The 24558-nt window shown below is 39.5% G+C and carries 24 protein-coding genes and 1 tRNA gene; 4 read left to right on the top strand and 21 right to left on the bottom strand.

Annotation, left to right across the window (positions count from 1 at the left end):
* Positions 1 to 10 precede the first annotated feature (10 nt).
* From COX77_02460 to COX77_02370, 19 genes are all read right to left on the bottom strand, one after another.
* Positions 11 to 337 (bottom strand): hypothetical protein, encoded by a 327-nt coding sequence (locus tag COX77_02460; protein ID PIZ99138.1) that lies wholly within the window; start codon positions 335 to 337, stop codon positions 11 to 13.
* A gap of 568 nt (positions 338 to 905) precedes the next feature.
* Positions 906 to 1628, bottom strand: coding sequence for a hypothetical protein (locus tag COX77_02455; protein ID PIZ99137.1), 723 nt, complete (start codon positions 1626 to 1628; stop codon positions 906 to 908).
* An 11-nt stretch (positions 1629 to 1639) separates the two neighbouring features.
* Positions 1640 to 2488: a hypothetical protein gene (locus COX77_02450; GenBank protein ID PIZ99136.1), complete on the bottom strand. Its 849-nt coding sequence runs from the start codon at positions 2486 to 2488 to the stop codon at positions 1640 to 1642.
* Between the two features lie 166 nt (positions 2489 to 2654).
* A complete protein-coding gene (locus COX77_02445) occupies positions 2655 to 3101 on the bottom strand; it encodes a hypothetical protein (protein PIZ99135.1) in 447 nt (148 codons plus the stop codon).
* A 10-nt stretch (positions 3102 to 3111) separates the two neighbouring features.
* The gene (locus COX77_02440; GenBank protein ID PIZ99134.1) at positions 3112 to 3510 is read right to left on the bottom strand and encodes a hypothetical protein; all 399 of its coding nucleotides are present in this window, start codon (positions 3508 to 3510) and stop codon (positions 3112 to 3114) included.
* A 297-nt stretch (positions 3511 to 3807) separates the two neighbouring features.
* A complete protein-coding gene (locus tag COX77_02435; protein ID PIZ99133.1) occupies positions 3808 to 5022 on the bottom strand; it encodes an aminoacyl-histidine dipeptidase in 1215 nt (404 codons plus the stop codon).
* Between the two features lie 21 nt (positions 5023 to 5043).
* Positions 5044 to 5319 carry a hypothetical protein gene (locus COX77_02430; GenBank protein ID PIZ99132.1) on the bottom strand — a complete coding sequence of 92 codons (276 nt, stop codon included), beginning with the start codon at positions 5317 to 5319 and terminating at the stop codon, positions 5044 to 5046.
* 317 nt (positions 5320 to 5636) lie between these two features.
* Positions 5637 to 5713: transfer RNA gene (locus COX77_02425), tRNA-Asp, on the bottom strand.
* Between the two features lie 102 nt (positions 5714 to 5815).
* Entirely contained in the window at positions 5816 to 6613 is a 798-nt protein-coding gene (gene lgt, locus COX77_02420; GenBank protein ID PIZ99131.1) for a prolipoprotein diacylglyceryl transferase, read from the bottom strand.
* Positions 6613 to 7371, bottom strand: a complete 759-nt coding sequence (locus COX77_02415) for a hypothetical protein (GenBank protein ID PIZ99130.1) — start codon at positions 7369 to 7371, stop codon at positions 6613 to 6615. Before COX77_02415 ends, lgt begins: the two co-directional genes overlap by 1 nt.
* A gap of 60 nt (positions 7372 to 7431) precedes the next feature.
* Positions 7432 to 8133 (bottom strand): hypothetical protein, encoded by a 702-nt coding sequence (locus COX77_02410; GenBank protein ID PIZ99129.1) that lies wholly within the window; start codon positions 8131 to 8133, stop codon positions 7432 to 7434.
* Positions 8134 to 8145: 12 nt separating this feature from the next.
* A complete protein-coding gene (locus tag COX77_02405; GenBank protein PIZ99128.1) occupies positions 8146 to 8778 on the bottom strand; it encodes a hypothetical protein in 633 nt (210 codons plus the stop codon).
* Positions 8779 to 8787: 9 nt separating this feature from the next.
* Positions 8788 to 10239 carry an Asp-tRNA(Asn)/Glu-tRNA(Gln) amidotransferase GatCAB subunit A gene (gene gatA, locus COX77_02400; protein PIZ99127.1) on the bottom strand — a complete coding sequence of 484 codons (1452 nt, stop codon included), beginning with the start codon at positions 10237 to 10239 and terminating at the stop codon, positions 8788 to 8790.
* A gap of 6 nt (positions 10240 to 10245) precedes the next feature.
* Positions 10246 to 10539: an Asp-tRNA(Asn)/Glu-tRNA(Gln) amidotransferase GatCAB subunit C gene (gene gatC / locus COX77_02395; protein PIZ99126.1), complete on the bottom strand. Its 294-nt coding sequence runs from the start codon at positions 10537 to 10539 to the stop codon at positions 10246 to 10248.
* Between the two features lie 50 nt (positions 10540 to 10589).
* A complete protein-coding gene (locus COX77_02390; GenBank protein ID PIZ99125.1) occupies positions 10590 to 12605 on the bottom strand; it encodes a DNA ligase (NAD(+)) LigA in 2016 nt (671 codons plus the stop codon).
* A gap of 3 nt (positions 12606 to 12608) precedes the next feature.
* Positions 12609 to 13397: a hypothetical protein gene (locus COX77_02385; GenBank protein PIZ99124.1), complete on the bottom strand. Its 789-nt coding sequence runs from the start codon at positions 13395 to 13397 to the stop codon at positions 12609 to 12611.
* A gap of 672 nt (positions 13398 to 14069) precedes the next feature.
* Positions 14070 to 14540: a hypothetical protein gene (locus tag COX77_02380; protein ID PIZ99123.1), complete on the bottom strand. Its 471-nt coding sequence runs from the start codon at positions 14538 to 14540 to the stop codon at positions 14070 to 14072.
* Between the two features lie 6 nt (positions 14541 to 14546).
* Positions 14547 to 14924 (bottom strand): response regulator, encoded by a 378-nt coding sequence (locus COX77_02375; protein ID PIZ99122.1) that lies wholly within the window; start codon positions 14922 to 14924, stop codon positions 14547 to 14549.
* A 1-nt stretch (position 14925) separates the two neighbouring features.
* The gene (locus COX77_02370; protein PIZ99121.1) at positions 14926 to 16038 is read right to left on the bottom strand and encodes a hypothetical protein; all 1113 of its coding nucleotides are present in this window, start codon (positions 16036 to 16038) and stop codon (positions 14926 to 14928) included.
* 146 nt (positions 16039 to 16184) lie between these two features.
* Here COX77_02370 and rpsF point away from each other — a divergent pair, with 146 nt between their 5' ends.
* Genes rpsF through efp form a run of 4 tightly spaced genes read left to right on the top strand, consistent with a single transcriptional unit; the run spans position 16185 to position 18098 of the window.
* Entirely contained in the window at positions 16185 to 16766 is a 582-nt protein-coding gene (gene rpsF, locus COX77_02365) for a 30S ribosomal protein S6 (protein ID PIZ99120.1), read from the top strand.
* 36 nt (positions 16767 to 16802) lie between these two features.
* Complete coding sequence (locus COX77_02360; protein ID PIZ99119.1) at positions 16803 to 17228, top strand: single-stranded DNA-binding protein; 426 nt, start codon at positions 16803 to 16805, stop codon at positions 17226 to 17228.
* Between the two features lie 15 nt (positions 17229 to 17243).
* On the top strand, positions 17244 to 17483 hold the full coding sequence (gene rpsR, locus COX77_02355; GenBank protein PIZ99118.1) for a 30S ribosomal protein S18: 240 nt from the start codon (positions 17244 to 17246) through the stop codon (positions 17481 to 17483).
* Positions 17484 to 17540: 57 nt separating this feature from the next.
* On the top strand, positions 17541 to 18098 hold the full coding sequence (efp, locus tag COX77_02350; GenBank protein PIZ99117.1) for an elongation factor P: 558 nt from the start codon (positions 17541 to 17543) through the stop codon (positions 18096 to 18098).
* A 602-nt stretch (positions 18099 to 18700) separates the two neighbouring features.
* Here efp and COX77_02345 read toward each other — a convergent pair.
* Together COX77_02345 and COX77_02340 are read right to left on the bottom strand one after the other, a co-directional pair.
* Positions 18701 to 19552 (bottom strand): hypothetical protein, encoded by an 852-nt coding sequence (locus COX77_02345; GenBank protein PIZ99116.1) that lies wholly within the window; start codon positions 19550 to 19552, stop codon positions 18701 to 18703.
* 17 nt (positions 19553 to 19569) lie between these two features.
* Positions 19570 to 23811, bottom strand: coding sequence for a hypothetical protein (locus COX77_02340; protein PIZ99115.1), 4242 nt, complete (start codon positions 23809 to 23811; stop codon positions 19570 to 19572).
* Positions 23812 to 24558 lie beyond the last annotated feature (747 nt).

Genomic DNA, 24558 nt, shown 5'->3' with positions numbered 1-24558 from the left:
TAGTAAATGCTTAAAGCGCTTGCTTACTCCGCGCTGTTCTTTCTAAAAAATTATAACTAAAATCTGTTAACCATTTTTCTCTCTGACTATCAAAGTCAACAATTTTTGTTTGCAAAAATGAATGCAATTCTGCAGCTGGAGCATTGGCTGATACTTTTTTTACATACTCGTCCAGATCAATACTGGATAACTCTTGAGCGACACGCAACGACATGTGCTTAGCAAGTTCTTGCGCTAAACGGTTAGCAAACTCCTCATCATCTTTTTGATCGTTAGTTAAAAGCTCGGCTTTGCTGAGCAATTCCCAAGCAAATTGAGAATAAAAATCATTGTTCATAGAAAAAAATTACGATTTATTATAGTGATATTTTAACACAATTTTGTCATTAATAAAACTAAAAAAATCTAATACCAATAATGACTAAACTATACATCGTTACAAAAAATAATAACTAAGTAATCAGTGCTAACTCAAATTTCGCACGATATTAATAATACTTAATTTAATAACAAGGTAAACCACCGTTTTTAACTGGGTAAATCACCGCCTCTGGCGGGGCAAGCCACATCCCATTTGTCACTTCGACGATCCAAGCCCTTCACGAAGGGCTGGAGAGGAGAAGTCTCTCAGCTTGTCTGAGCGCCTATCGTTCTTTCTTTAGTAATAGTGCCTCCTACATCCACCGACGTTTGTCATTGCGAACTCGCTAAAGGCGAGTGAAGCAATCCAGAAGCAATCCAGCGCCCAGCGCTAACTCAAACCCTGCCTGTCATTGCCTACCTGCCTGGCAGGTAGGCGAGGATCCGCCCCGCCAAGGGCGGATTATCGTCTCCTGGTATATATTTTTATTGTTCGACGATAAAAAAACACCCTGTCATTTCATTATGAAACAACAGGGTTTAATTCAAAATATTTTGTACATGATTTGTTGACCACGAGGTACGGTCAGAAAAATCTCGCGGGAGGCAGCGAATGTCACATCCGTCGGATGAACATAAGACCATCCTTCAGGGGTACCACCGGGATACCGCAATGTGTATTCCACATTGTAATTCTCGATAATAAACCTGTGGTTCGCTGGCACCACACCAATTGATATCTCTTTTCCGGTACCAACAACCGGCGTCATGTAATCAACAACGAATGCCGATTCAGGAATCTTGATGGTTTTGGCAACAGTTCTTTCGCCGTAGGTATAACCCCATCTTAATGGATTATCCTCTTTATTGAAAAGGTAGACAATTGAATTGCCAAGAATGAAAAATCCTAGCAGGGTGGTTAGAAATTGCAAATACATCACCTCTGGTCTTTTACTCCATTCTTTTTTTGCCAAAGGCAAACCCAGAACAACGGACACTGCTATTACCGCTAAAATACCTAACAATAATAATGGTACATGCTCAAGTGTCCACAGGTACCAATACTCTGCTATCTCAATAAATGCGTTAATAAACAAATAATACCCAAAAGCTAACACTATATGCTCTTTGTATTTTGTCCACCAACTACTTAAGACACCAGTTACTGATCCTGGTTTTTTGCTCACAAAATAGTAAACAAAATAACCTATCAGAGCAAGGATTGGTAACCATCTTAAAAAAAATACTGATAATAAAACTTGTATCATCTCTCTTACTCCTAATTTTCTTTCTTTTTCATTTTTTGTGATAGACCCGTCATATGCAAGACGCCGTCACCAATATAAAGTGGATTTCCTTTATCAGCAGATGTTTGTAAAGCAATTACTAGTCCCGCTGCTTCATTACCCTTTAAGGCGTCAGCTTCAGCTTTCTTAGCAACGGCGTTTATTTCTGCTTCCGCAGCTCTCGATAATGCTTTGGAATATTCATCTGGCAAGTCAGGTCTTGCCCAAACAACACTAGCCAAAACCAATCCTAACCGCTGAATTAAATCACTATTACGAATAGCCTGAAGAATATCTACACCGATTTTGTCAATATTAGCTGGATCAATCAAATCTTCAAAACCAGAACCGGCAGAAACTTGACGCACGCATTTATCAACTACTGAGAAAATTATTTTTTTCAGCTTAATCAAGTCCGTGGCGGTGGGATAAACTGTACCGACGTCAGGAATCAATCCTTGCAAAAACATACGGCGTAATTTTTTGGTAACTTCGGCATTATAAATAGCATCGCTTTCATTAACAACAAATACCAATGATACCTTAGCGCCAGTTAAAGTCATGTTCCTTTTAAGAGTCGTTGACTTGGCCGTATATATTTCTGGTAAATCAATAGTTTCGAATATTATTTCATGCGCACCAACAATATCGTATCGATGCATTTTATAAACCGGATAGAGATGAAACTTCATTCTATCATCTTCAGAATAAAATTCCACAGTCTCATAACTATCATTTTTACTAATAACTAAGGCCTGACCCTCAGTCATAGTAACAGTGGATTTGTCTAGCCAAATAGAAACCAGAATAACCACAACAAGAATCATTATTGCCAATAACATAGATCGCTCCTTTAATTTATATTTAATTTTCAAAAAACTTATTAATATTGTATTGTACACTATTTAACGAAATTTGTCAATAGCACCAACCCCAGGGGTTGGCTAAAAAACCGTTTTCTATAACTAATATTAGCCAATTTTAATGAAAAAAAATTGACCCCTGGGGTCAATTTTCTTGCTTAATTCTTCGATAAAGCCAATAAAATAGTAAAATACCAACTATTAATCGCAAAATGTGAAATATTAACACCCAACTACCGGTAATATTAATAACCAAACCAGTATCCCCAAGATCAAACCAACGATTCATATCATAGAGTGCTTGACTACGAGTTAATTTAAAATAAATCAAATCCCAAAATAAACTACCAAGACAACCGGCGGAAAAAAAGGCTAGTACTGTATTCCAGCTTGGCTTTAAAACTAAAACCAAAAGAAACGGCATCAAAAACTGACTACCGACGAGCCAAAAAAATTGCAAATTTCTGATGAACCACGCTGGTGTATGATAAGAGCTGTGTCCCCAAATAGTAGTATCAACAATAGATCCGCAGATCCAAAAAAATAATAGCACTACCATCATTAGTAAATAAGTTTTTAATTCTTTATTCATAGATTGTTAATTACTTTTTTTCAAAAACCATAGTATTGTTTCTTACCCACCAACTGACATCTTGCTGTTTAAATAAACGGCGCAGGTGATGAGAGAGTTGAGGGTGATAACAAAAGTTGTGGTCCGCGAATTTTTTCTGCCAATACTCATGAGGCTGCTCGTTGATATGACCAATACTTCTAGGCCCTTGGCCTGGTACTGCGGCCGTGAAAAAAATTCGCGGCGCCAATCGACAAAGTGAATCCACTAACGTATCAGCGCTCTCTTCCGGTAAGTGTTCGGCCACCTCAATGCAAGTTACCAAATCAAAAGTTTGTTTTAATTTCAATGGTTGGGTCGGGTCATGAATGATAATTTGTTGATGAACGTCCTTGATTTTATTGATAACTTCGGCGCCATCAACACCCATTACTGATACTTTCAATCGCTACCACTCTTTTAAATATAAACCATTACCACAACCAATATCAATAACTGATCTTGGTGACCATAATTGTTGTAGAATATTAACTACCTGAGCTGGAGAATCACCCTCTACTTGCTGAGAGTTAACAAAGAACCTTTCGTCATAAATATCATTAGCTACTACCATAATCATATTATAAAACAAGATGCTCCTGATTACTATTGAATTTAAATAAAATAAGCTCAAGTATATTAATACTCAAGATTATTAGACGTTTTCTATTTCTCACCACACAACTTGTTATGTCATTGGCATCACGAATCGTCCGGTATTTTGCAATAATTCCAACAGGAAGTCATAAAACCTTCCCACGGAGTCGATGTCAACTTCTTCATCTGGTGAATGTACCTTACGCATTGTCGGATCAAAAGAAATGATCTCAGCTTCCGGAAACATTCTTGACCAGACTGCACATTCCAGCCCGGCATGAACTGTTTTTACTTCCGCTCTGGTGTCATAAAGGTTCTGATAAACACTTTGGGCTAAAGCAAGTAACTGCGTGCCAAAATTTGGTTCCCAAGCCGGATAACGATTCAGAGCTTCGTATTTACCATCGGCTAACTGGAACACTGATCCAATTACTGACTCCAGATAATCCATTTGGGATTCGATTGAGCTACGATACATAGCGGTAATAAGTAGTTGATATCTACCAGCAACAATGTCAGTTTTGAGAATACCAATATTATTGGAAGTTTCCACCAAGGTTGGCTTATTAGGATCAAATCGTACGACGCCGTTCGGTAAAGCAGCGATCATTTGCAGTATTTTCTCTTGATCGTTCGGAAGTATTACTCCACCATCATCGGAATCCATCTTTTCTAAAGTGATCTGCAAATTTGGTTCTAGCGGACCATATTCCCGGCGCATTGCCGTAACTAAACCATTAAATATCAACATCGCTTGATCAACCTGATCTATTGGTAAGAATACTAAGGCTTCAGCCTCACTAGGTATGGCGTTCATTTGGTCACCACCGTTGAGAGCACTGACCTTTAAACCAAAACATTGCAGCCCTTGCAAGATTCGCCCCATTAGCTTAATGGCATTGGCGTAACCTAAATCAATTTCCATCCCCGAGTGACCACCTACTAGCTTAGTAATTTCCAAACGATATTCCTGATGGTTTTTCGGTTGGTTCACATAACCCAAATCCCAACTTCCATTCACGCGGCCACCACCGGCACAACCAATAAAAAATTCACCCTCGTCTTCCGAATCCAAATTAATAATCTTTCTACTCTTAATCCAGCTCGGATCAAGTGCCTTCGCACCATCAAAACCAACTTCTTCACTGGTGGTAAAAAGCAATTCCAGTGGTCCGTGCTTGATTATTTGGTGTTCCGCGATGATAGCGAGCATTGCTGCTGCACCAATACCATTATCCGCTCCCAACGTAGTACCATTAGCTCGCAGTAGACGATCGTGTAAAACAAATTCAATTGGATCATTAATAAAGTTATGATCACTACCTTTTCACTTCACACAAACCATATCCAAATGACCCTGCAGGCAAATTGATGGCCATTCTTCGCAACCTGGTGTTGCTGGTAGATAAACAACCACGTTATTCATCTGATCATATTTTACCAAAAAACAATTTTGGGCATAGTTGACTATAAAATTAGCCAACGTCGCTTCATTGCCCGATCCATGCGGAATGGCGCTGATATAAGCAAACATCTGCCACAATACCTGGTGTTTACCCAAATCTCCTACCAACTCATAGTTATTCTTTCTAATATCCTTCAAGGTATTACTCCTATATATTGTAATGAAATATGATTAATTGTAAATGAACAAAACTATTCTACTTTGAGAAGACATTATAATAATGCGAGTGATTTGTCAATACAACAAACCAGCCGTTATAAATAATCAAACAAAAATACACTTGGGCCGAATCCAGCCAAAGGCTGAATGAGGTTAAGTGTATTTTTAAAAGGAATCCCGCTGTTATAAATGATTAAATAAAAACATTCACTTGGTCTGAATCAAAGGTACTTTGATGAATAAAAGTGAATGTTTTAAAAGGAATACCGCTTCTCGCGAGAGGCGGGATGACGTGGTGGCGGGATGGAAGGGACTCGAACCCTCGACCTCCTGCGTGACAGGCAGGCGTTCTAACCAGCTGAACTACCACCCCACGTTATGAAATAAACGATTGATAAAAAACATTATGTCACAAACAATAAATTACTTTTAACAACTCCAGACTAAAAAATATTGTTTAAATTAACTCCCGCTATTATACATTTTTTTTAAACTTTGGCAAGAGTAATTGAACTAACCAATAAATTAGCACGCCCAACATCAATATTAAACTCAACCATTGAGGCCAACGTAAACCGCCATAAATAGCTACCTGATCCAGTCGCCAAAACTCCATCACAAACCTGATTACACCATAGCCAAATAAATAAATTGACAAGGACACGCCAACCCGCAAAAACTTTTTGCCACTAAAATAAAGCACAATGAATAAAGCTAAATCAGCTAATGATTCATAGAGAAATAAAGGATGAAAATAACTACTATAGAGATATTCAGCCGGTCTGTTTACCGGCTCAATAAAAATCTTCCAAGGCCAGCTAGTGGGGGCACCAAATAACTCTTGATTAAAATAGTTACCCCAACGGCCAATGGCTTGAGCCAAAGGTAAGACCATAACCAATTGATCGGCTAATTGCCCAAAGCTTTTGCGATTAACTAAACACCAAGCCAGTAATGTCACTGCGCCGCCCAAGATTGCTCCATGAATGGCTAATCCTCGTTGCCACAGGGAAAAAAATTCTAACCAGTTGAAAGAGCTAACTGGCCAATATACCACAGCGTCATAAATACGAGCACCGAATAAACCACCCAGCACTAACCAGAGAACTAAATCATCAATGTCACGTTGCTGTGCTAATGTTTTACCTCGGCGGATCAGATAGTAAGCTACTAAAATAGCGATCGCCAATATTAGACCATACCAATATATTTTAAACCAACCCAGCTCAAAAAGAACTGGATTGGGTATAAAATTAGACCAAAAGAATGTCATTAGTTAGCGTTTAAAGCCTGATCAATTATTTGTTTAAATGATTCAAACGGTACTGCACCTTTAATCAACTGACCGGCAATAAAAGTACCGGGTGTACCACTAACGCCATTGGCGATACCTTCCTGATAATCAGCATCAACTTTGCTTTGGTACTTAGCACTACTTAAACAATCATTAAATTTACTTTCATTTAACTTTAGTTGTTTAGCGACTTGCTGTAAAAAACTAATACCGCCAGATAGCTTATCCTGATCCTTATAAATAGCGTCGGAGTATTCCCAGAACTTATCCTGTTCATTCGCGCATTCGGCAGCGAGAGCTGCAGGTCTGGCTTGTGGGTGAATGGAATCTAGCGGAAAATGTCGAAAAACCCAAGCCACTTGATCCTTATATTGATTCATGATTTGTAACATGGTCTCGTGATGTCGGGCACAGAAAGGGCATTCATAATCAGAAAATTCCACCATCACCACCTTAGCGTTTTTACCGCCTCGGACTACTTCATTTTTTTGCACTGGCCGCAAATTTACGGGACCAGTTGGTTCCTCGCCATTATTAGGTTGTCCTGGCTGAGCTTGAACTTGATTGTTATTAGCAATACCGGAGGTGTCTTGATTCTTTAAGACATAACCTAATAAAACAAAAAAGCCCACAACAAACATCACTAAAACGCCAGCAATCAAACCCAAGATAAAACTAGTTTTGGGTGCCAGCTGGCTAAAAATACTACTTTTTTTATCGTCGTTTAAACTAAACATATGTTACGATTAATAATTAACTTCATAATTGTATAATATATTACCCGCGCGGTCAAAATATTATTGCTTGGTGCTTAGTAGTAAACCCTGAATGATTAACTGCCACTGTTCCAAAGTAATGACACCACTGGCAATTTGGCCATTCACAAAAAAAGTCGGTGTTCCCTTAACCCCAAGCTCTAATCCGTCGGAAAGGTCCTTTTTGATCTGATAAGAATTTTTTTTACTACTGACGCAATCATTAAATTTAGTGAGATCTAAATTCAAATTAGTAGCAATTTGTTGATAGGTACTATCGCTCAATCGGTCTTGATTGTTAAATAACGCATCATGAAAAGTCCAAAATTTATTTTGCTCAGCAGCGCAGGTAGCCGCCAAAGCCGCGCCATAACCCTCCGGATGTGTGTCTTGTAATGGGAAATTACGGAAAGTAAAACGAACTTGATCGCCATATTGTTCTAATAAGCTACTGATGATCGGATAACTTTGGCGACAAAAATGACACTGAAAATCAATAAAACCAACTATTTGAATGGGCGCTTCTTTATTACCTAGTGTTGGACTATAAGCATTATCCGCCAGGGCTGGATTATTAATCATCAAAATTCCTTCTTGCCGTCGATCATTAATCTCGGCTGCCCTTTTGAATATCGTAACGGCAAAAACCAGTAATAGCAAAACTAACAGAACAAAAAGGATCATCAGTAGAAGACCCCACCACTCGCGGTACCAAGGTCGTTCTTTGTTTCCCATGTCATACATAAAGAAAATATTTTAATTTTTAGTTTTGTCTAATGAAGACATATCGCTATTTGCCGTCTGATCCAATTTTTTGTCTGTACGTTCATCTTTATCGCGCCACCAAACCTGAGCACCAATGATACTAACAAAAACAACTAGAAGCAAAATGACGGCGATTTCTTTCAATAACTGCTTAGCGTAACCATAACCCTCACCTAAATAATAACCCAAAAACAGATAAATTGTATAGGATAATATCGCGCCAATAACATTGTATTTCCAAATATCACGATAACTTTTTTTGGTTAAACCATAAACCAGAAGCGTATTATGACCAATACCATAGATAAATTGGGTAAAAAAAATCATTTTACCCTTATGATTCAAAAAATGTTTCTTAATATAATCAACCCGTCGTTCAGTAAGAAAAATAAATTTACCATACTTCAATAAAAAGTCACTGCCATAGCGCTGACCTAGCCAATAAAAAAAATAATCACCAAGCCAAATAAATAATGGACCCAATAACAATGGCCAGAGTTTAAACACCCCGAGCGACAGCAGAAAACCACCAGCCCAATAAATCGGTTGTCCTTCCAAAACAAGTAATAAATAGAACAATAAATATCCGTATGTTGCTAAAGCACTATCCACAAAATATATGATTAATAATAATTAAATATTTTTCGGTTGCCAATTCAAAGCTAATTTTTGCTCCAGATGCCAAGCTAGAGAAAACATTTTACTCTCACTAAATGGCTCAGTTGTTAGCTGCAGCCCAATCGGTAAATCATTAGCGCCCCAAGCAATCGGCAAGGAAATAGCTGGCACGCCGATAATATTAGCACCCACCGTATAAATATCCGATAAATACATGGTTAAGGGATCGTCTGTTTTTTCACCCAAACGAAAAGCACTAGTTGGTGTCGTTGGTCCGATTAAACCATCGTAACGCTGCCAAACTTGGTCCATCATAATTTTTAACTGACGCTGAGCTCGCAAGGCTTTCTTATAATAAGCATCATAATAACCAGCTGATAAAACATAGGTGCCAACTAAATTTCTTCTTTTCACCTCACTGCCAAAACCCTCAGCACGTGTATTCTTATATCCCTCCCACAAACTTTGAGCACTTGCCGTCTGACCAAAACGAATACCATCAAAACGAGCTAGATTAGCCGACACCTCAGCTGGCATAATAATATAGTAAATGGCTAATACCTTATCGAGTAACGGTAAATCAATCTCCGTCACCGATACGCCCATACTTTCATATAATTTTATGGCTAATTCTAAACTCTGACGAACTTCTGGATGCAAGCCAGCGGACAAAAACTGTTTGGGTAGAACCAGTCGCAAACCACTGATCTCGTTACTGAGCTTAGTGCTGTACAAATCAACGGCCTTAGCGGTGGTTGTGGAATCGCGTTCATCGTGTCCGGCAATGCTTTCCAAAACATAAGCAGCATCAGCAACACTCCGACAAATAGGTCCTGCTTGATCAAAAGAAGATGTCATAGCAATCAAACCATAGCGAGAAACGCGACCATAAGTAGGCTTGACACCCACGACACCGCAAAAGCTGGCTGGTTGGCGAACCGAACCACCGGTATCAGTACCAATGGAATAAACACACAAATCAGCAGCCACCGCTGCAGCACTGCCACCCGAGGAGCCACCAGGAACATAGTCCGTGTTGTGCGGATTGCGTACTGGTCCATAAGCACTATTTTCATTAGAGGATCCCATGGCAAACTCATCACAATTGACTTTACCCAAAATTAATCCATCGCGCTGTTTTATTTTAGTGACCAAAGTTGCATCGTATGGTGGGATATAATTTTGTAACATCAAAGAGCCAGCTGTGGTCTTTAAATCCGCAGTGACAATAATATCCTTAATGGCCACCGGCACTCCAGTCAATGGTTTAATAATCTCGCCATGAGCTATTTTTTGATCTAGGGCTGTTGCCTGCTCCTGCACCTGCTGATTAATCGTTAAATAAGCATTCAAATCTTGCTGCTGATTGATTTTAGCTAAATAATAATCAACTAGCTCCCGACAAGAAAAATCTCGGCGTTGCAACCCATTCTGTACATCTTTAATCGATAAATATTCTAAACTCATAAATGTCTAAAAAACTGGTTTAGTTCTGATTAAATTATTTTCTACCTCACCGGCACAAGCTAAAAGTTTTTGCCTGGTGATTTCACTGATCGGTGCCACCTGATCAGCACGCCAAATATTGACATTTTTTACGGGATCGGCAAAGTGATCTATTTCCTCCGGACAAGATATGTCCTGCAATGATTGCACGTAAGCCAAAATACTGGACAGCTGCTTCAGTAGTCGATCCTCTTCCGCTGGGGTAATATTTATTTTAGCTAATTCTGCTAAATATTTTAGTTGTTTTTTATCCAAACTCATATATTTATAACTTTTCTATTTTAGCATTAAATAGGCTTTGCTCCAAATTATTAAGCTGATAACAATTTTTGTAAATCAGCTTCGGAAATTATTTTTAATGCCGCACCTTTTTTAATTAATTTCTCAGCTTGCTGTAACTTAGAACCGGATTCATGGCCAGCAACCAGATATGTTGTTTTCGCACTAACGCTGGAGCTGACTTTGCCACCAGCCACCCGTACGAGATCTTTGGCTTGATCGCGATCAAGTGTCGGCAAGGTACCGGTAAAGACAAATGTCTGACCAGCTAATTTATTTTCTTTAATCATGGCTTTATTAATTTGTACACCAGCGGTAAAAAGACACTCAACGAATTTCTGATTATGTCGATTGGCCAGCCAACTAACTAGCGAACTGGCAATCTTGCTACCCACCTCATAAACCGACTCTAGTTGTACGCTAGTGACACTTTGTAGAGCTGACCAACTATGCCAATGATTAGCCAAAAGAATCGCTGTTTCCATACCAACGTGCCTGATGCCCAGAGCGTAAATAAAATTAGCCAGATTAATTTTCTTAGCTTGTTCAATACTCTGCACTAAATTACTCGACGATTTTTCTGCAAATCGCTCCAATGGTTCCAAATCACCAGTTTTTAATAAAAACAAATCGGCAGCACTGCTGATTAAACCTTTATTAATTAGTTGCCCAATGATCTTTGGCCCCAACCCCTCAATATTAAAAGCTGGGCGACTGACAAAATGAATAATTTTTTCATTCTCCACAGCAAAACATTTTTTATTGGTGCAGTAATAATTCACTTCTCCCGTTGGTTGCACTAAAGCACTAGAGCATATTGGACAGCACCTCGGTATAAAAATTTTTTTCTCTTGGCCGGTTCGTAATTTAATTAATGTTTCCACAATATCCGGTATGACATCGCCAGCTTTTTGTACGACAACAGTATCACCAATACGCAAATTTAGTCTCTTAATTTCATCCAGATTATGTAAAGTGGCGCGTGAAACAGTGCTGCCAGCTACTACCACGGGTTCTAATACCGCAACTGGCGTTATCGTACCCACTCGACCTACCTGCCAGATCACATCCAAAACGCGAGTAGTAACTTTTTCTGCTGGAAACTTATAGGCTAAAGCCCAACGAGGAGCTTTACCGGTAAAACCTAATATTTTTTGTAGCTTTAAACTATTTACCTTGATCACTAAGCCATCAATACCATAAGGTTCTTGCTTTTTATGCTGTTGCCAATATTGATAAGCATCTTGAACTTCTGCTAAACTGGCGCAATGACGATGATGCTTATTTACGGGAAAGCCTAAGCCGGCCAATAATGCCAATTCAGCCACCTGTGTCGCAGGTCGAGTAACGCTTAAATCCTCTAGATCATAAAAAAAAGAATCCAAACCGCGAGTCGCAGTAACCTGGGGATTTAATTGACGAATAGATCCAGCTGCGGCGTTACGGGTATTGGCAAAAAGAGACTCACCACGCTGTCTTCGTTGTTCATTAATTTTATTGAGCTTATTATTATCCAGCCAAGCCTCGCCAACTACTATGGCATTAATTTTTTGGGATAAAATCAATGGCAAGCTATGAATAGTCTTCAACTGCTCACTAACATCTTCACCAATGACACCATCACCGCGTGTCGCGCCTTTTTGAAAAACGCCGTTTTGATAAGTCACGATTATTTTTAAACCATCAATCTTTAGCTCCACACAATAATCAAGTTTTTCATTTATTCCTTCTTGCCGCAAAATATTCTCTATTCTTTTTGACCACTCAACAACGGCGCTAAACTGAAAAGCGTCTTGCAAAGAGTATTGACGTATTTGATGTTTGACTTTAACAAATCTTTTCAGTGGCTGCCCACCGACACGAATCAAGGGCGAATTCAAACTTTTAAATGCTGGGTACTGCTCTTCTAGTTTTTTTAGTTCCTGCGTTAGCGAATCATACACTTGATCATCTACTTGCGGCGCATCTAAAACATGATATTGATAACGGTAGTCATTAATTTGCTGGGCTAGCTTAACCATTCTTTTTTTTATATCTGCTGTTGTCATAAACTAAAAAAATAACTGTAAATACTGCTGCCAAATCTGCTCACCCCACAAGAGTACCAGCCAAGTACCAATCACTAGAAATGGACCAAAAGCTAATTTGGATTGCAACTTGACTTGCTTAGTAATTAATAAATAAACAGCTACAATGGTACCAAGAATATATGACAAAATAAGAGCGAGAATAATCCAAGGCCAACCCAATAATAAACCCATGGCAACACCCAAAAAAATATCACCGGCGCCCACCCATTGTCCGCGCGATAGTAAATATTGCCCATAAAACCAAGCGCCTCCAATCAAACCAGCCATCAACGATAGTTGCCATTGATCACTAAAAATAATAACGTTCAACACGCCCAAACCAATCAAGGGATAAGAAAATTGATCTAATATATATTGATATTTGGCATCATATAAAAAAATCATCACCAAAAAAACAACTACCGCCAAATAATATAATAAGTATAACCAGTCCTGATAACTGGCTAAATAAAATGGTTGGGCTATCTGCCACAGGCCAATAATAAAAAGCAAACCAACTACTGTTTCTACCACTAAGTGTTCAGAGCTAATCCGGTGCCGACAAGAGCGACATTTTCCTCTTTGCCATAGATAACTGAAAATCGGAATTAACTCCCATGGTTTTAATAATACACCACAACAATCACTGTGTGATTTGGTACTCACAATTTTTTCTTCCTTAGCTGTCCGACTAACTATAACATTAATAAAACTACCCAGTGATGCTCCGAGGATAAACAGAAAAAAATAAAGAAAAATGTTGAGTAACATAAAGCTATTATAACATTTATCACCGTCTTTTTTAAGTAGTTATCTCTTGCTGTTCTCAAACTACAAATCACGGCATTATTACTCTTTTTTCCTGACACCATTATCAATCCGCTTCCCTGGTAGCTACGCCACTACCCATTTGTCACTTCGACGATCCAAGCTCCCCGTCCAGCCTTTCGCGAAAAGCTGGACAAGCGAAGGGCTGGAGAAGAGGAGTCTCTCAGCTTGTCTGAGCGGTCAACGTTCTTTCTTTAGTAATATCGTTTCCTACATCTACCGACGACTCGCTACGCTAGCGCTTGCGCAGCGAGCGGCGGAGTGGATCGCTTTCTTTGAAGGAGTAAATCGCCGATCATTTTTTGTAGTAGTGTACATCGTATAGGGCGGGTATTAACTTTTATTACTCGCATCCTGCCTGCTCGCCTCGCTGGAACTTCAGCGGAAGCGGGGTAGCAGTCGCGAGGGATTTCTCCCCAGCCTTTCGCGAAAGGCTGGATCGAAATGACTGAGGCTTTGGGTGGCTAGAGCACAGAGCACCAGGCTCAACATTCGCTTGTTATCGTCTCACTTTTATCACTGTCACTCTGGTGAAAACCAGAGTATTGTTCGACGATAAAAAACAGCTCAAGTTTATCCAACGCTGAGCTGTTTCCCAAAAATTTATACTAACCCTTACCAACTGGGTTGCTGACCACTAATCTCCAATTCACTGGCATAACAATAATTGTCTTTTTGACATTGCCATTCGTCATTATTATTTTCCAAAACAAACTTAATAAAATAACGCGAACCATCACCACTGGAACGATAAATATAGGAACGGGTATTTTTCGGATCAGATGGTAGTGGTGACATCAGTGTCATACCAACTGCTTCGTTGCCAAATCCTGCTTCGTTGCCCGTGGACAAAAATTTAACACTACTTAGATTAAAATTGTCCGCCAACTGTAAAGGATATTGCCCGACATCAAGGAAATACATATTTAAAGCTGCTTGCATCTGGCGAATATCGGAAACGCGTTTAACGTCACGACTCTTACTGTAAGCCGAGAAAAGAGTTAGAGTAAAAATAACAGCCACACCAAGAATCAAGGTAATAAATATTAGTAGTTGCAGCAGAGTAAAATATCTTTTTTCTTCCATATTTTTTTATAAATAATTATTGATAATTTTGATAATATCACTGGGATTAAGCTGTGATTTAATCATATACTCTTTTACCTGATACCGCCAGACATCCCGAATTGCTTCTGGCTGACTGACATTGGTTAAAACCAAAACCGGAATTTTTTGCAGCTCGGGTTGCTGACAAATTTTCATCAGAATCTCTTGACCAGACATAACCGGCAAGACTAAATCCAACAGTATTAAATCTGGTCGCTGGCGGACAATCTTTTGATAGCCACTCTTACCATCTAAAGCTACTATAACCTGATAGCCGCTCTTGGTTAATTTGGTTTGATACATCTTCGCCAAAAAAGCGTCATCTTCAATCAAAAGAATTTTTTTCTTAGCATTTTTTACCATCTTAATGACCGTCTTTCAATGCTAAGCCGACAGCTACCGCCATCGTCGGACCCATTTTTTCCAGTATCGCCTTCAGATCTGACCGGTAAATCATCTTTTCCCAGGGATTGGCTACATATACCGGCAAGGGAACTATCTCCATTAAATAGGCAGTGAGATTGGCTAAATAAGCGGAGCCACCGGTTAATAAAATATGTTCAATTTTTTTATCTGACTGACCTTGATAAAGATCTAAAACGTATTTTATCTCAGTAATCAAAGGATTTAATGTCTCCATTACTGCTGGTGGTAAGGATTGTTGATTGGTACTGTTTAAACCAAAATCAATTTTAAATTGCTCTGCCTGATCCCAACTAACTCCCAGGTTATCAGCGATGGATTTGGTAATAGTGGTGCCACCAACATTAATACTACGACTAAGAACGGGTAAATTACCATCTAATAAATATAGATCCGAGCTTAAAGCGCCAAGGTCAATAACCATAGTCAATTTGTTAGCTGCTAACGTCAAGCTACGAGACAAAGCAAAAGCCTCAGTTTCAATCTCTACCAATTTCAAACCAGCTGCTTGAAAAGTTGCGGCATAACGATTAATCAAATTCTTTGGTATCGCCGTTGCTAGTATGCGATAAAAATCCGTTTGTTTACTTTCGATTTTACTATACTTACCCCGACTATCAATATTCACATCTTTAATTTTGCTGACCCCTACCGAATGCTCCTGCGCTATTTGCCAACTCAGGGCGACTTGATCAAGCTGCCAGGGAATATATTTTTGTACCTCCCGACCAACAGCGGCGGGAATATCCTCTGCTGCGACTTTGGGAATATTGATCACAGAAATAAAAGCAGCATAAGTTGGTAAGGAAGCGATGACCGTGGAACAATTAGCTCGGCTTTGGGTTACTAAACTCTTTAATGCTTGCACAACTTTTTGTTGCTGTTCCGCACTTTCATCGTGAATAAAATCATTAACTAAATCAATATAACCAAAAGATTCCAGGTTAACACTCTTGCCGGTAAAGCCCAACTGAATTAATTTAATCCGCGCTGGTCCAATATCAATACCCAAATAAGATATCTTTTTGTTAAACAAATTACTAAATAAACCCATAATATTATAATGTCAGAAAATAGTCTTTCTTGTTCTTAGGACTGCTTTATTATACAATTTAATGGAGTTTCTCGCAATAATATGGGACTTTCAACACCGGGAGTTGCCAACACCGGGAGTTGAGTCATTGCCAAAAGATAATTATCGTGCTAAACTCAGCCTACTTATTAAATAATCTTATCCATGCTATTGAACCATCTGGCTTGCCTACGGGCAATCTTTGGCACAATAGCCCTTGTGGGAAAATTGGTCGCTGCAAGGTGAGATTAAATCAAATGGACAAAAAACATTACGAACTAACCTATATTATTTCTACGGCAGTACCAGAAAATGAGCATGAGCAAACAAAAAAAGAGATTATTGATCTCTTGGAAAAAAACTCCGCTCTGATCACTGACCGCCAATCGTTAGGCAAAAAAAAGTTAGCTTACTTAATTAATAAAGTTCGCCACGGCTATTATGAAGTGGTGGAATTTAATGTCGAGCCTTCCTTCGTTAGTAAAATCGATGAACAATTAAAACTCAACAATAATGTGTTGCGCTTTTTGTTAACGATTAAAAAAGAGTTAACCAACGAGGAAAAAGAACACCAAGACCGAGCCCGAGCTTCCATTGATAAAGAAATTGAGGAAGAGAGCAAACCGGAGAAGGTAACACAAAAAGTAAGTTTAGAAGACCTCGATGAGAAATTAGATCGCATTTTGGAATCTGATGATCTTATCAAATAACTAATAAACTTCATCTAACAAATTAATTTCATCCTTATGGACCTCAACAAAGTAATGATTATCGGCCGTCTCACTCGGGATCCAGAAATTAGAACAACAACGAGTGGTGAACAAAATGCCAATCTTTCTATTGCTACCAATTTTTCTTGGAGTGACAAAAGTGGCCAACGCCAAGAGCGCAGTGAATTTCACAATGTTATTGCCTGGCGTAAATTAGCGGAAATTTGTCAAAAGTATTTACATAAAGGCAGTCGTCTTTATGTGGAAGGACGCTTACAAACAAGAAGTTGGGAAGATCAAAGTGGTGTTAAAAAATACCGCACAGAAGTTGTCTTAGAAAATTTAATCATGCTCGACTCCAAAGGCAGTGGCGCTGGTAGCGCTACTACTGAGGAAGAACCAGCAGCGCCCGCCGATAACAACCTTGACGAAGAAATCAATGTTGAGGACATACCTTTTTAAACTATCATCACCATCATGAAAACAATGAACAAAGCCAACAATGCTAAACCAATTAAAAAATACTGCTATTTTTGTACTAATGCTATCAAAGAGGTTGACTATAAAAATATTCAAATCATTCAAAAATTTTTATCTTCCTATGGCAAAATCGCCCCACGTCAACGTAGTGGCGTCTGCTCTCCTCATCAAAGACAATTAGCGCAAGCCGTGAAAAGAGCTCGCTATCTGTCTTTACTCCCCTATACCTCAAAATAGCAACTTACTACTTATTAGTTAGTTACTAATTTTATTAACTCCTGATAAAATACTATTATGTTGTCAATGAGCGAAATAAAACTGGGCGTGATGGTTGATATTAATAATCAGCCATACCAAGTGGTCCTAACGCAACACATCAAAGTGGGACGCGGTGGAGCTAACTTACGCACCAAACTAAAAAATCTAATGACCGGTCAGGTACTAGAAAAAACTTTCAGTGGTAGCGATCGCGTCAACGAAGCTGACTTGCAAAGACAAAAAGCTAACTTTCTCTATCGCGATCAAGATACTTATTTTTTTATGAACAATGAAAGTTTTGAACAGTTTGAATTGACCAGCGAGGAAATCGGTTTTGCGGCCAACTTCTTAAAAGACGGTTTGACTGTTGATACTATGATTTTTAATAATCGACCGGTATCAATCAAACTACCAAACAAAGTGGAGCTCAGAGTTACTGAAGCACCACCAGGCATTCGTGGTGATACGGCTGGCTCAGCATCTAAAATGATTACCCTAGAATCTGGCGCCCAGATCAAAGCGCCGCTATTTATTAACGAGGGCGATGTCATCCGAGTAAATACCGAAACTGGCGAATACGGCGAAAGAGTCTAAATTATTATTCAAAAAAAGCAGGGTTATTTATACTAACTCTGTTTTTTTATCGTCGAACAATATAAAACTATATACCGAGAGACGATAATCCGCCCCGTTTGACAAAGCGGATGAACCACGTCCCATTTGTCACTTCGACGATTCAGTGTCAATTGTTATTTAATAATATTTTTCTCCTTTTCCTTTTGCCTGTTCCGTCTAATCATTTCGATCCAGCCTTTCGCGAAAGGCTGGGGAGAAATCTCTCGCGACTGCCACTAGGCAGGATGCGAGTGGTGAGCGTTAGTTATTCAGTACAATGCAGACAACTACAAACAATCGCTGGTGACCTACCTCGCTCCGTAAAACGGGGCGGGGAAAGCACACAACATTTTCTCGCATGCGCGAGAGACTTCTCCTCTCCAGCCCTTCGCTTGTCCAGCTTTTCGCGAAAGGCTGGACGGGGGGCTTGGATCGTCGAAGTGACAAAGGCTTTGTGTAGCCAGAGCCCGAGCGCTAAGCCCAACAAACGTCTGTCATTACCTAACTAACACTGCTGAATTATATAAAAAAAACGAGTCTACTAAACTTGTTAAATATGACAAATAAATAACTTGGCTTATCTAAGTTTGGATAGTTACACCACCATCTTGATTAATAATAAACTGAGTCCATTGCCACTCTCCAGCAGTTTCATCCCAATAAACCATTGGTACATATTGTCTCTTAATACTAATTGGCAAACTATTAGTAATCGACAGCGCCAACATTGCCCCTTCGTGCTTATTAAGTTCTAACTTATCTACCAAAACCATTCTGAGTGCTTGCGCTAAAATTGGACAGTTAATTTTTTCCTGCATCAGCTTTCTGACCACACCAGCACTATAAGAAAAGGAAAGCTGTTTTTGCAAAATACCATGAAAACGATGATCGTCCTGCCAAAGTGCAGATAATTTATCCTTACTTGCTAAGTAGTACAAAATAATAATAACTTCCGGCGTTTTATTTAGTCCCAAATTGCTCCATAAATAATCATAAATGGCCGGCCAATTTTGACCAGCTGCTCGTTCTAAATCAGCTATGTTTTTAGAGAATTCACTACTCTGGATAAAATTCAACCATTTTTCTTTGTTCAATTTTCGTTCCTCAGCGACAATCATTTTTTCTATCTGTTCATCAGACGCCACTGCTTCATTAGTATAATTATTTAAAAATTCGTCCTGATCTTCAAGAAACAATAAGAAGTTAGCTTGGAAATTTTCTCTCATCTTTTCTTGCAATTCTTGCGCTTCAACTGGCGCAACGCCATATTCTGTTTGCAAAAAGTCAGCAACTTCCATCCAATCCAATGTGTCACTGAGGATTAACTGCAACAATTCAGTTACGGACAAATGATAGCGTAATGTTAAAAGCACCAGCGCTGATTTAACCGTTGGCTGCTTAAAAAAATTTTTAATTGCTTCTTGGTCTTGCATAAACTTAGTTCTCTGAATTACTTTTTATCTTTCGTTTTATCAGTCTGACTATTCTTATTGATTTGATCCATCTTCTTATTTAATTTCTTATCGCGCATAAAATCCACAAAGTTTCTCGTATTCTGACTTCTAGCCGTTGTCTCACTGCCACGTCTAATACTGTCAGCTATGTCCTTGCCCATGCCCGTAGTGTCTTTACCTAAATCCTTAGTGGCATTTTTAATATCCTCAAGTCCTTTTTCCGTGCCACTCAAATCAATATTAATCTCTGGGGTACTACCCTTAGTGTCGGATTTGGTGCTGGCCCTAGTTTCTTTCTTTTCTTCGGCAGCTGTCGATTCGGTTTGCTGTTGAGACTGAAAAGTTTTGTTCATTTGCGCCTGACTATCCAATTTTGTTTTATCCTTAGCTGCCTTAGCTGAAAGACTACTAATCTCTTTATCATAATCCTGGTTTGACAGTTGATTAACTTTAACCTCATCTGCGGCAAATTTTGCATAATCACTACTTTGCTTTAACAGATCTTTAAAAGCATCTTGCCCAGTCAGCTGACCGCCGGCACTCTCGGATTTGGCTTTAATGCTTTCTTGTAACTCTTGAGCGACAGATTCTAAATTCAAATCATTACTAACAGCACCGCTATTTTTCAATATTCCTTTAATCTTTTCTAATCCTTGAATGCCCAGCAAATCGTTAGGATTGATACTCTTGTCAGTTCGCAGGGCCGAGGCAATGGCCGAGGCACCACGACTATTGTCATTATAATCAGTCACTTTCTTAGCACTTGTCACATTGGTTTGCTGTTGTTCCGACCGTACTTTATTTATTTGCTCAACCTTATCATAATATTTAGCTTTCTCTTTTTCATGTTGCTCGGCGTCATAATTACTAGCCTTCTTTTGTTCTTGCTTATAGTCATTTTTTTCAGCTCGTCGCTCCAAGAAACTCTTGGCCTTTTCAGCCATTGGCACAGTACTAGTACCTACTTCAATTCTCTTCCTCATACTTTCGGGTAATCGCGGTTGATCAGTGGCCGGGCCACCGGGTTTGGTTTCATTCACCAAAGCATCATTAAAGTACTCCTTAGCAATGTCTTGCTCGTTCATCTTAGCAAAGTTAGCTTTACCGCGTGTTTGCTCAATGTGCTGCTTAGCCTTTGCTTGATCATCATGCGTTAAGCTATTCCAAAAATCTTTTTGCACCTGCCCTGTCGGATCATTCTTTTCTATTAAGGCATGACCAAATTCATGATAGGTAGTATCCTTGCCTGTTACTGCGCCGCTAGCAACCTTATTCTTTAGGGAGATACCGTTATTGGCCACATATTCTTCATCGGAAAGTGTTTTGACGGCATTATCGGCGCCGATTAACTGCTGATAAATCACATTTTTACGCGGATCATTATCTAGCACCTTCTTTTCCTCAGGCGTTAAGGAACCACTCTTCAAAATTTCTTGCTCCTCAGCCGATAGCGTAGTTGCTTCATAACGAGCTTGCCCTTCAGCGCCCAGATCCATACCCTGATTGATCATGTATTCATACTGCTGATGCTCGTCATGTTTAGCTTGGACTTTATCATAAGCAACTTGTTTCTTTTCTAAATCCGTTACCTTCTTCATCTTTTCCTCGCCCGAGCCTGGAGTATTATATAATTCTTGAGCTTGTTCACGCATCTGCAAGAGATCAACTTCTTTACCGTCCTTACCATGCGGTACGGTAATACCAAAATTCCTTAAGGCTATCCCCAGGTCTTTATTGGTAGATGCTGTTTGTAAATCTTCTTTTTGTTCACTAATCATCCCTTTCATACCTCTGGCTGCTACTAATGCTTCTTCACCACGCAAATGAGCACCAACTCCTTGCAAATTCATTCCTGTTCTTTCATTGAGCTTATCCATACTAACAGCAGCAATAATATTTTCTGGTCTTTGATCATTCTTCAAAGAACCCATAGTTACACCATCATAAGAAAGTGGTTGCTGCTTAGCAAATTTATCATATTCTGCTGGTGATAAAATATCTTGTTTTTCCACCTCGGATAATTTATTGTATTCTTTACCATAAAAATTATCGGCCATAGCTGGGGCGTTCTCCCGAACAAAATCTTCTTTTTTCATTGTCTCAGTTACGCCCTGGCCGTTACTGATAATAACATTGTCTGCCTCCAACTTCTCAATCTTCCAGCCGCCAATACCCGCGCTATTTTTCACTTCCGTACCAACTATACCCTCAATGTTTTCCCCACTAGCTAGCTGCTCTGCAGTATTATTGGCCCGTTCAATATCTTTATCTTTCAGATAATCAGATTTGGATGTCTTTATCTTACTAACATCAACACTGGTATTGCTACTTAATTTACCATTTCCGAATTCGTCTTTAATATCATCGGCGTCATCAATATCTCTTAATTTTTCATCGGCAACATACCTACTATCTTTGGAAATGGTATTATCCCACGCTTCCTTTAAGGCGGTTGACTTAGTTGGATTTGTTTTCATTTGCCACGCTGCACCCTCAATAAACCTATTTAACGTCATTTGCTTATCTTTAGCTTGCGATAAATTCTTTGCTCCTTTGACATCATCAACTCGTGCAGTATATTCTCTTTGCCAATCTTTCTCCTGTGTTGGCATATCTCGTTTGGTAAAATCTTCATCGCCATACATGACACCAGCTGCTCCTGGTTTAATAGCATTGTCTTTATCAAAAACCAATCCACTATTTTTCAATACTCCATTACCAACTTCTTTACGTTTATCTTCAGCGTTTTTCCTGGCAGCGTTTTTCTTATTGACTGCCGCACGGAAAGCACTGTTTTTACCAAAAATAGCGTTAGTTGCTACATAACCAGCAGCTACTGGGGCAGCAAAAGCACCAGCTATTGATAATGCACCGCCGCCTAATGCCGCTGTGCCGGCCATAGCAGCTACACCGCTTGTTCCACCACGCAAAGCAGTTGTTTTAATTCTTTGACCCTTATCATCCCACTTCTGAGCCATATCCCCCAAAGCTTGATAACTTTTGTCTTTGAAGCCCATCTTATCCAAACGATCCGTCCACTTGGCAGCGGACTTATCTTTTCTCATTTGTTTACGATCATTAAGAACTGTTTTGGCTAATTGCATAGTTCCGCCAGCAGCAAATCCACCACCGACTTTGTTGGCTAAATTCAATCCGCCACGAGTCGTGGCCTCACCCAATCGACTAGCGCCTGATCCTAGCATCTTCGCACCCTTTTGCGACAAGCCCTTCATCCCAGCAAAAGCTTTTCCGCCCATCTGACCAGCAGCACCGCCCATCTCCTTGGCAGTATTCATGCCAATAATCAACATCGCCAAACCGATCATGTACTGCAAGATATAATTGGTGTTAGATAAAATTCCATTACCTGCTGTTTGTGACACATAGTCCTTAGCATCAGAAAAATTATTTCCGCTCTGCGCCACAACTGATAAAGTTAACCACAGAAAAAATGCTAAAGCTGGTCCAAAGACTAGCTGTTCGCTAAATTTTTTCCACCAAGTGCTGCTATACGCGCTAAATTTACCGGGAATGGCGGAAAATAAATAAGCCAATGGCGACAAGACGATCAAGATCCATAAAGTCACAATTCTGACAACTAACATGACCGTCATGGCAATCAATACTAACAAAAGGATGAAGGCAATCACTACTGAAAAAATAATACCTAAAGAAATGGTTAAATTGTCGCTGGCTGTTTCTTCACCAGAGTTAGGATCAATCGTTGTTGTCTGCGACAACATATTATTAATTTTGAAAGCTTCAATAAAACCGACAGCTAACATATCCTGAAAAGCCGCCACAAAAGTCAACATCACCACTTGTGATACATCAATCAAAAAACCGCTGATCGTTTTGGAAAAATTAATCAGCACGGCCATATAAATCAATTTCTTCAAAGTATTTTTATAGCTATAACTATCAATTCCCAGCACCGTGGCAATGGAAATAATCAACAACATCACGATAAAAAACATGTTACAAACATCGCGAACTAGCACCCAGCCAGTGACTACAGCTGGTGCGTAAATAAAATCATTGAATGATGCCACGTTGGTTAAAACAGCCAAAACCAATGTTATGATCATGCCAATAAACTGCAATAATAAACTACCTAACCAGCCAACAATACTATTTACAAAGGCGCCAATGCCCGCATAAGCCAGATTCGGCACGATTAAAAAGACCAGTAATAACAAACTGGCCAAGATAACTTGGTTTCTTTTTTGAGAAAACATGCGTCTCACTAGACGCGTAAATTTGGCTGAAGCCAAAATAGACAGATGTTTAAAATTAATTGTTCTGAACAATAATATTATACTAAAAAAGTCATCATTTGCCAACAATCCGCATCCCGTTTTTGTCACGCCCTCTCTTTAACCCGTTTTCCTGATCCCCTGATTATCTTATGCCCTGATTCCAGCGCTAGCTTCAAACCCGCATGTCTTATCGTGCCATTACCCATTTGTCACTTCGATCCCGCCTCTCGCGAGAGGCGGGAGAGAAGTCTCTCAGCTTGTCTGAGCGTGTATTGTTCTTTTATTCGTAATATTGTTTCCTACATCCACCGCCGTCTGTCATTGCGAATCCCGCCAAAGGCGGGTGAAGCAATCCAGAGCACAGAGCGTTAGCTTCCGCCGCCCGCTGCGCCAAAGCGCTAGCGTGGCGAGGAGGCGGACCCGCCTTTGGCGGGCAAACGACTAATACACGCACTCAACTTTCACCCTCTTAACCTGATCCCCCGATTCCCAATGCCCTATCTGACAGCAGATTCAACACCAGGAGTTGCCAACTCCCGGTGTTGAACTCCAAGACTTGACAAAAATCTTTGATCGGTGTAATATCTTGTGCTATTCTGGAAATAAGAAAACATAGCCTCTGGGCTAGACAATAACTTGCAAATTAACAAATAAATAAACATAAACTATAGGAGATCCTCATGAAACGCATGATTTTCTTTTTTATCTTCACGATGCTGACTTGCT

It is taken from the genome of Candidatus Komeilibacteria bacterium CG_4_10_14_0_2_um_filter_37_10 (assembly GCA_002793075.1).
GTDB lineage: Bacteria > Patescibacteriota > Patescibacteriia > UBA1558 > UBA1558 > UM-FILTER-37-10.
This window is presented reverse-complemented; position numbering and strand designations above follow the sequence as displayed.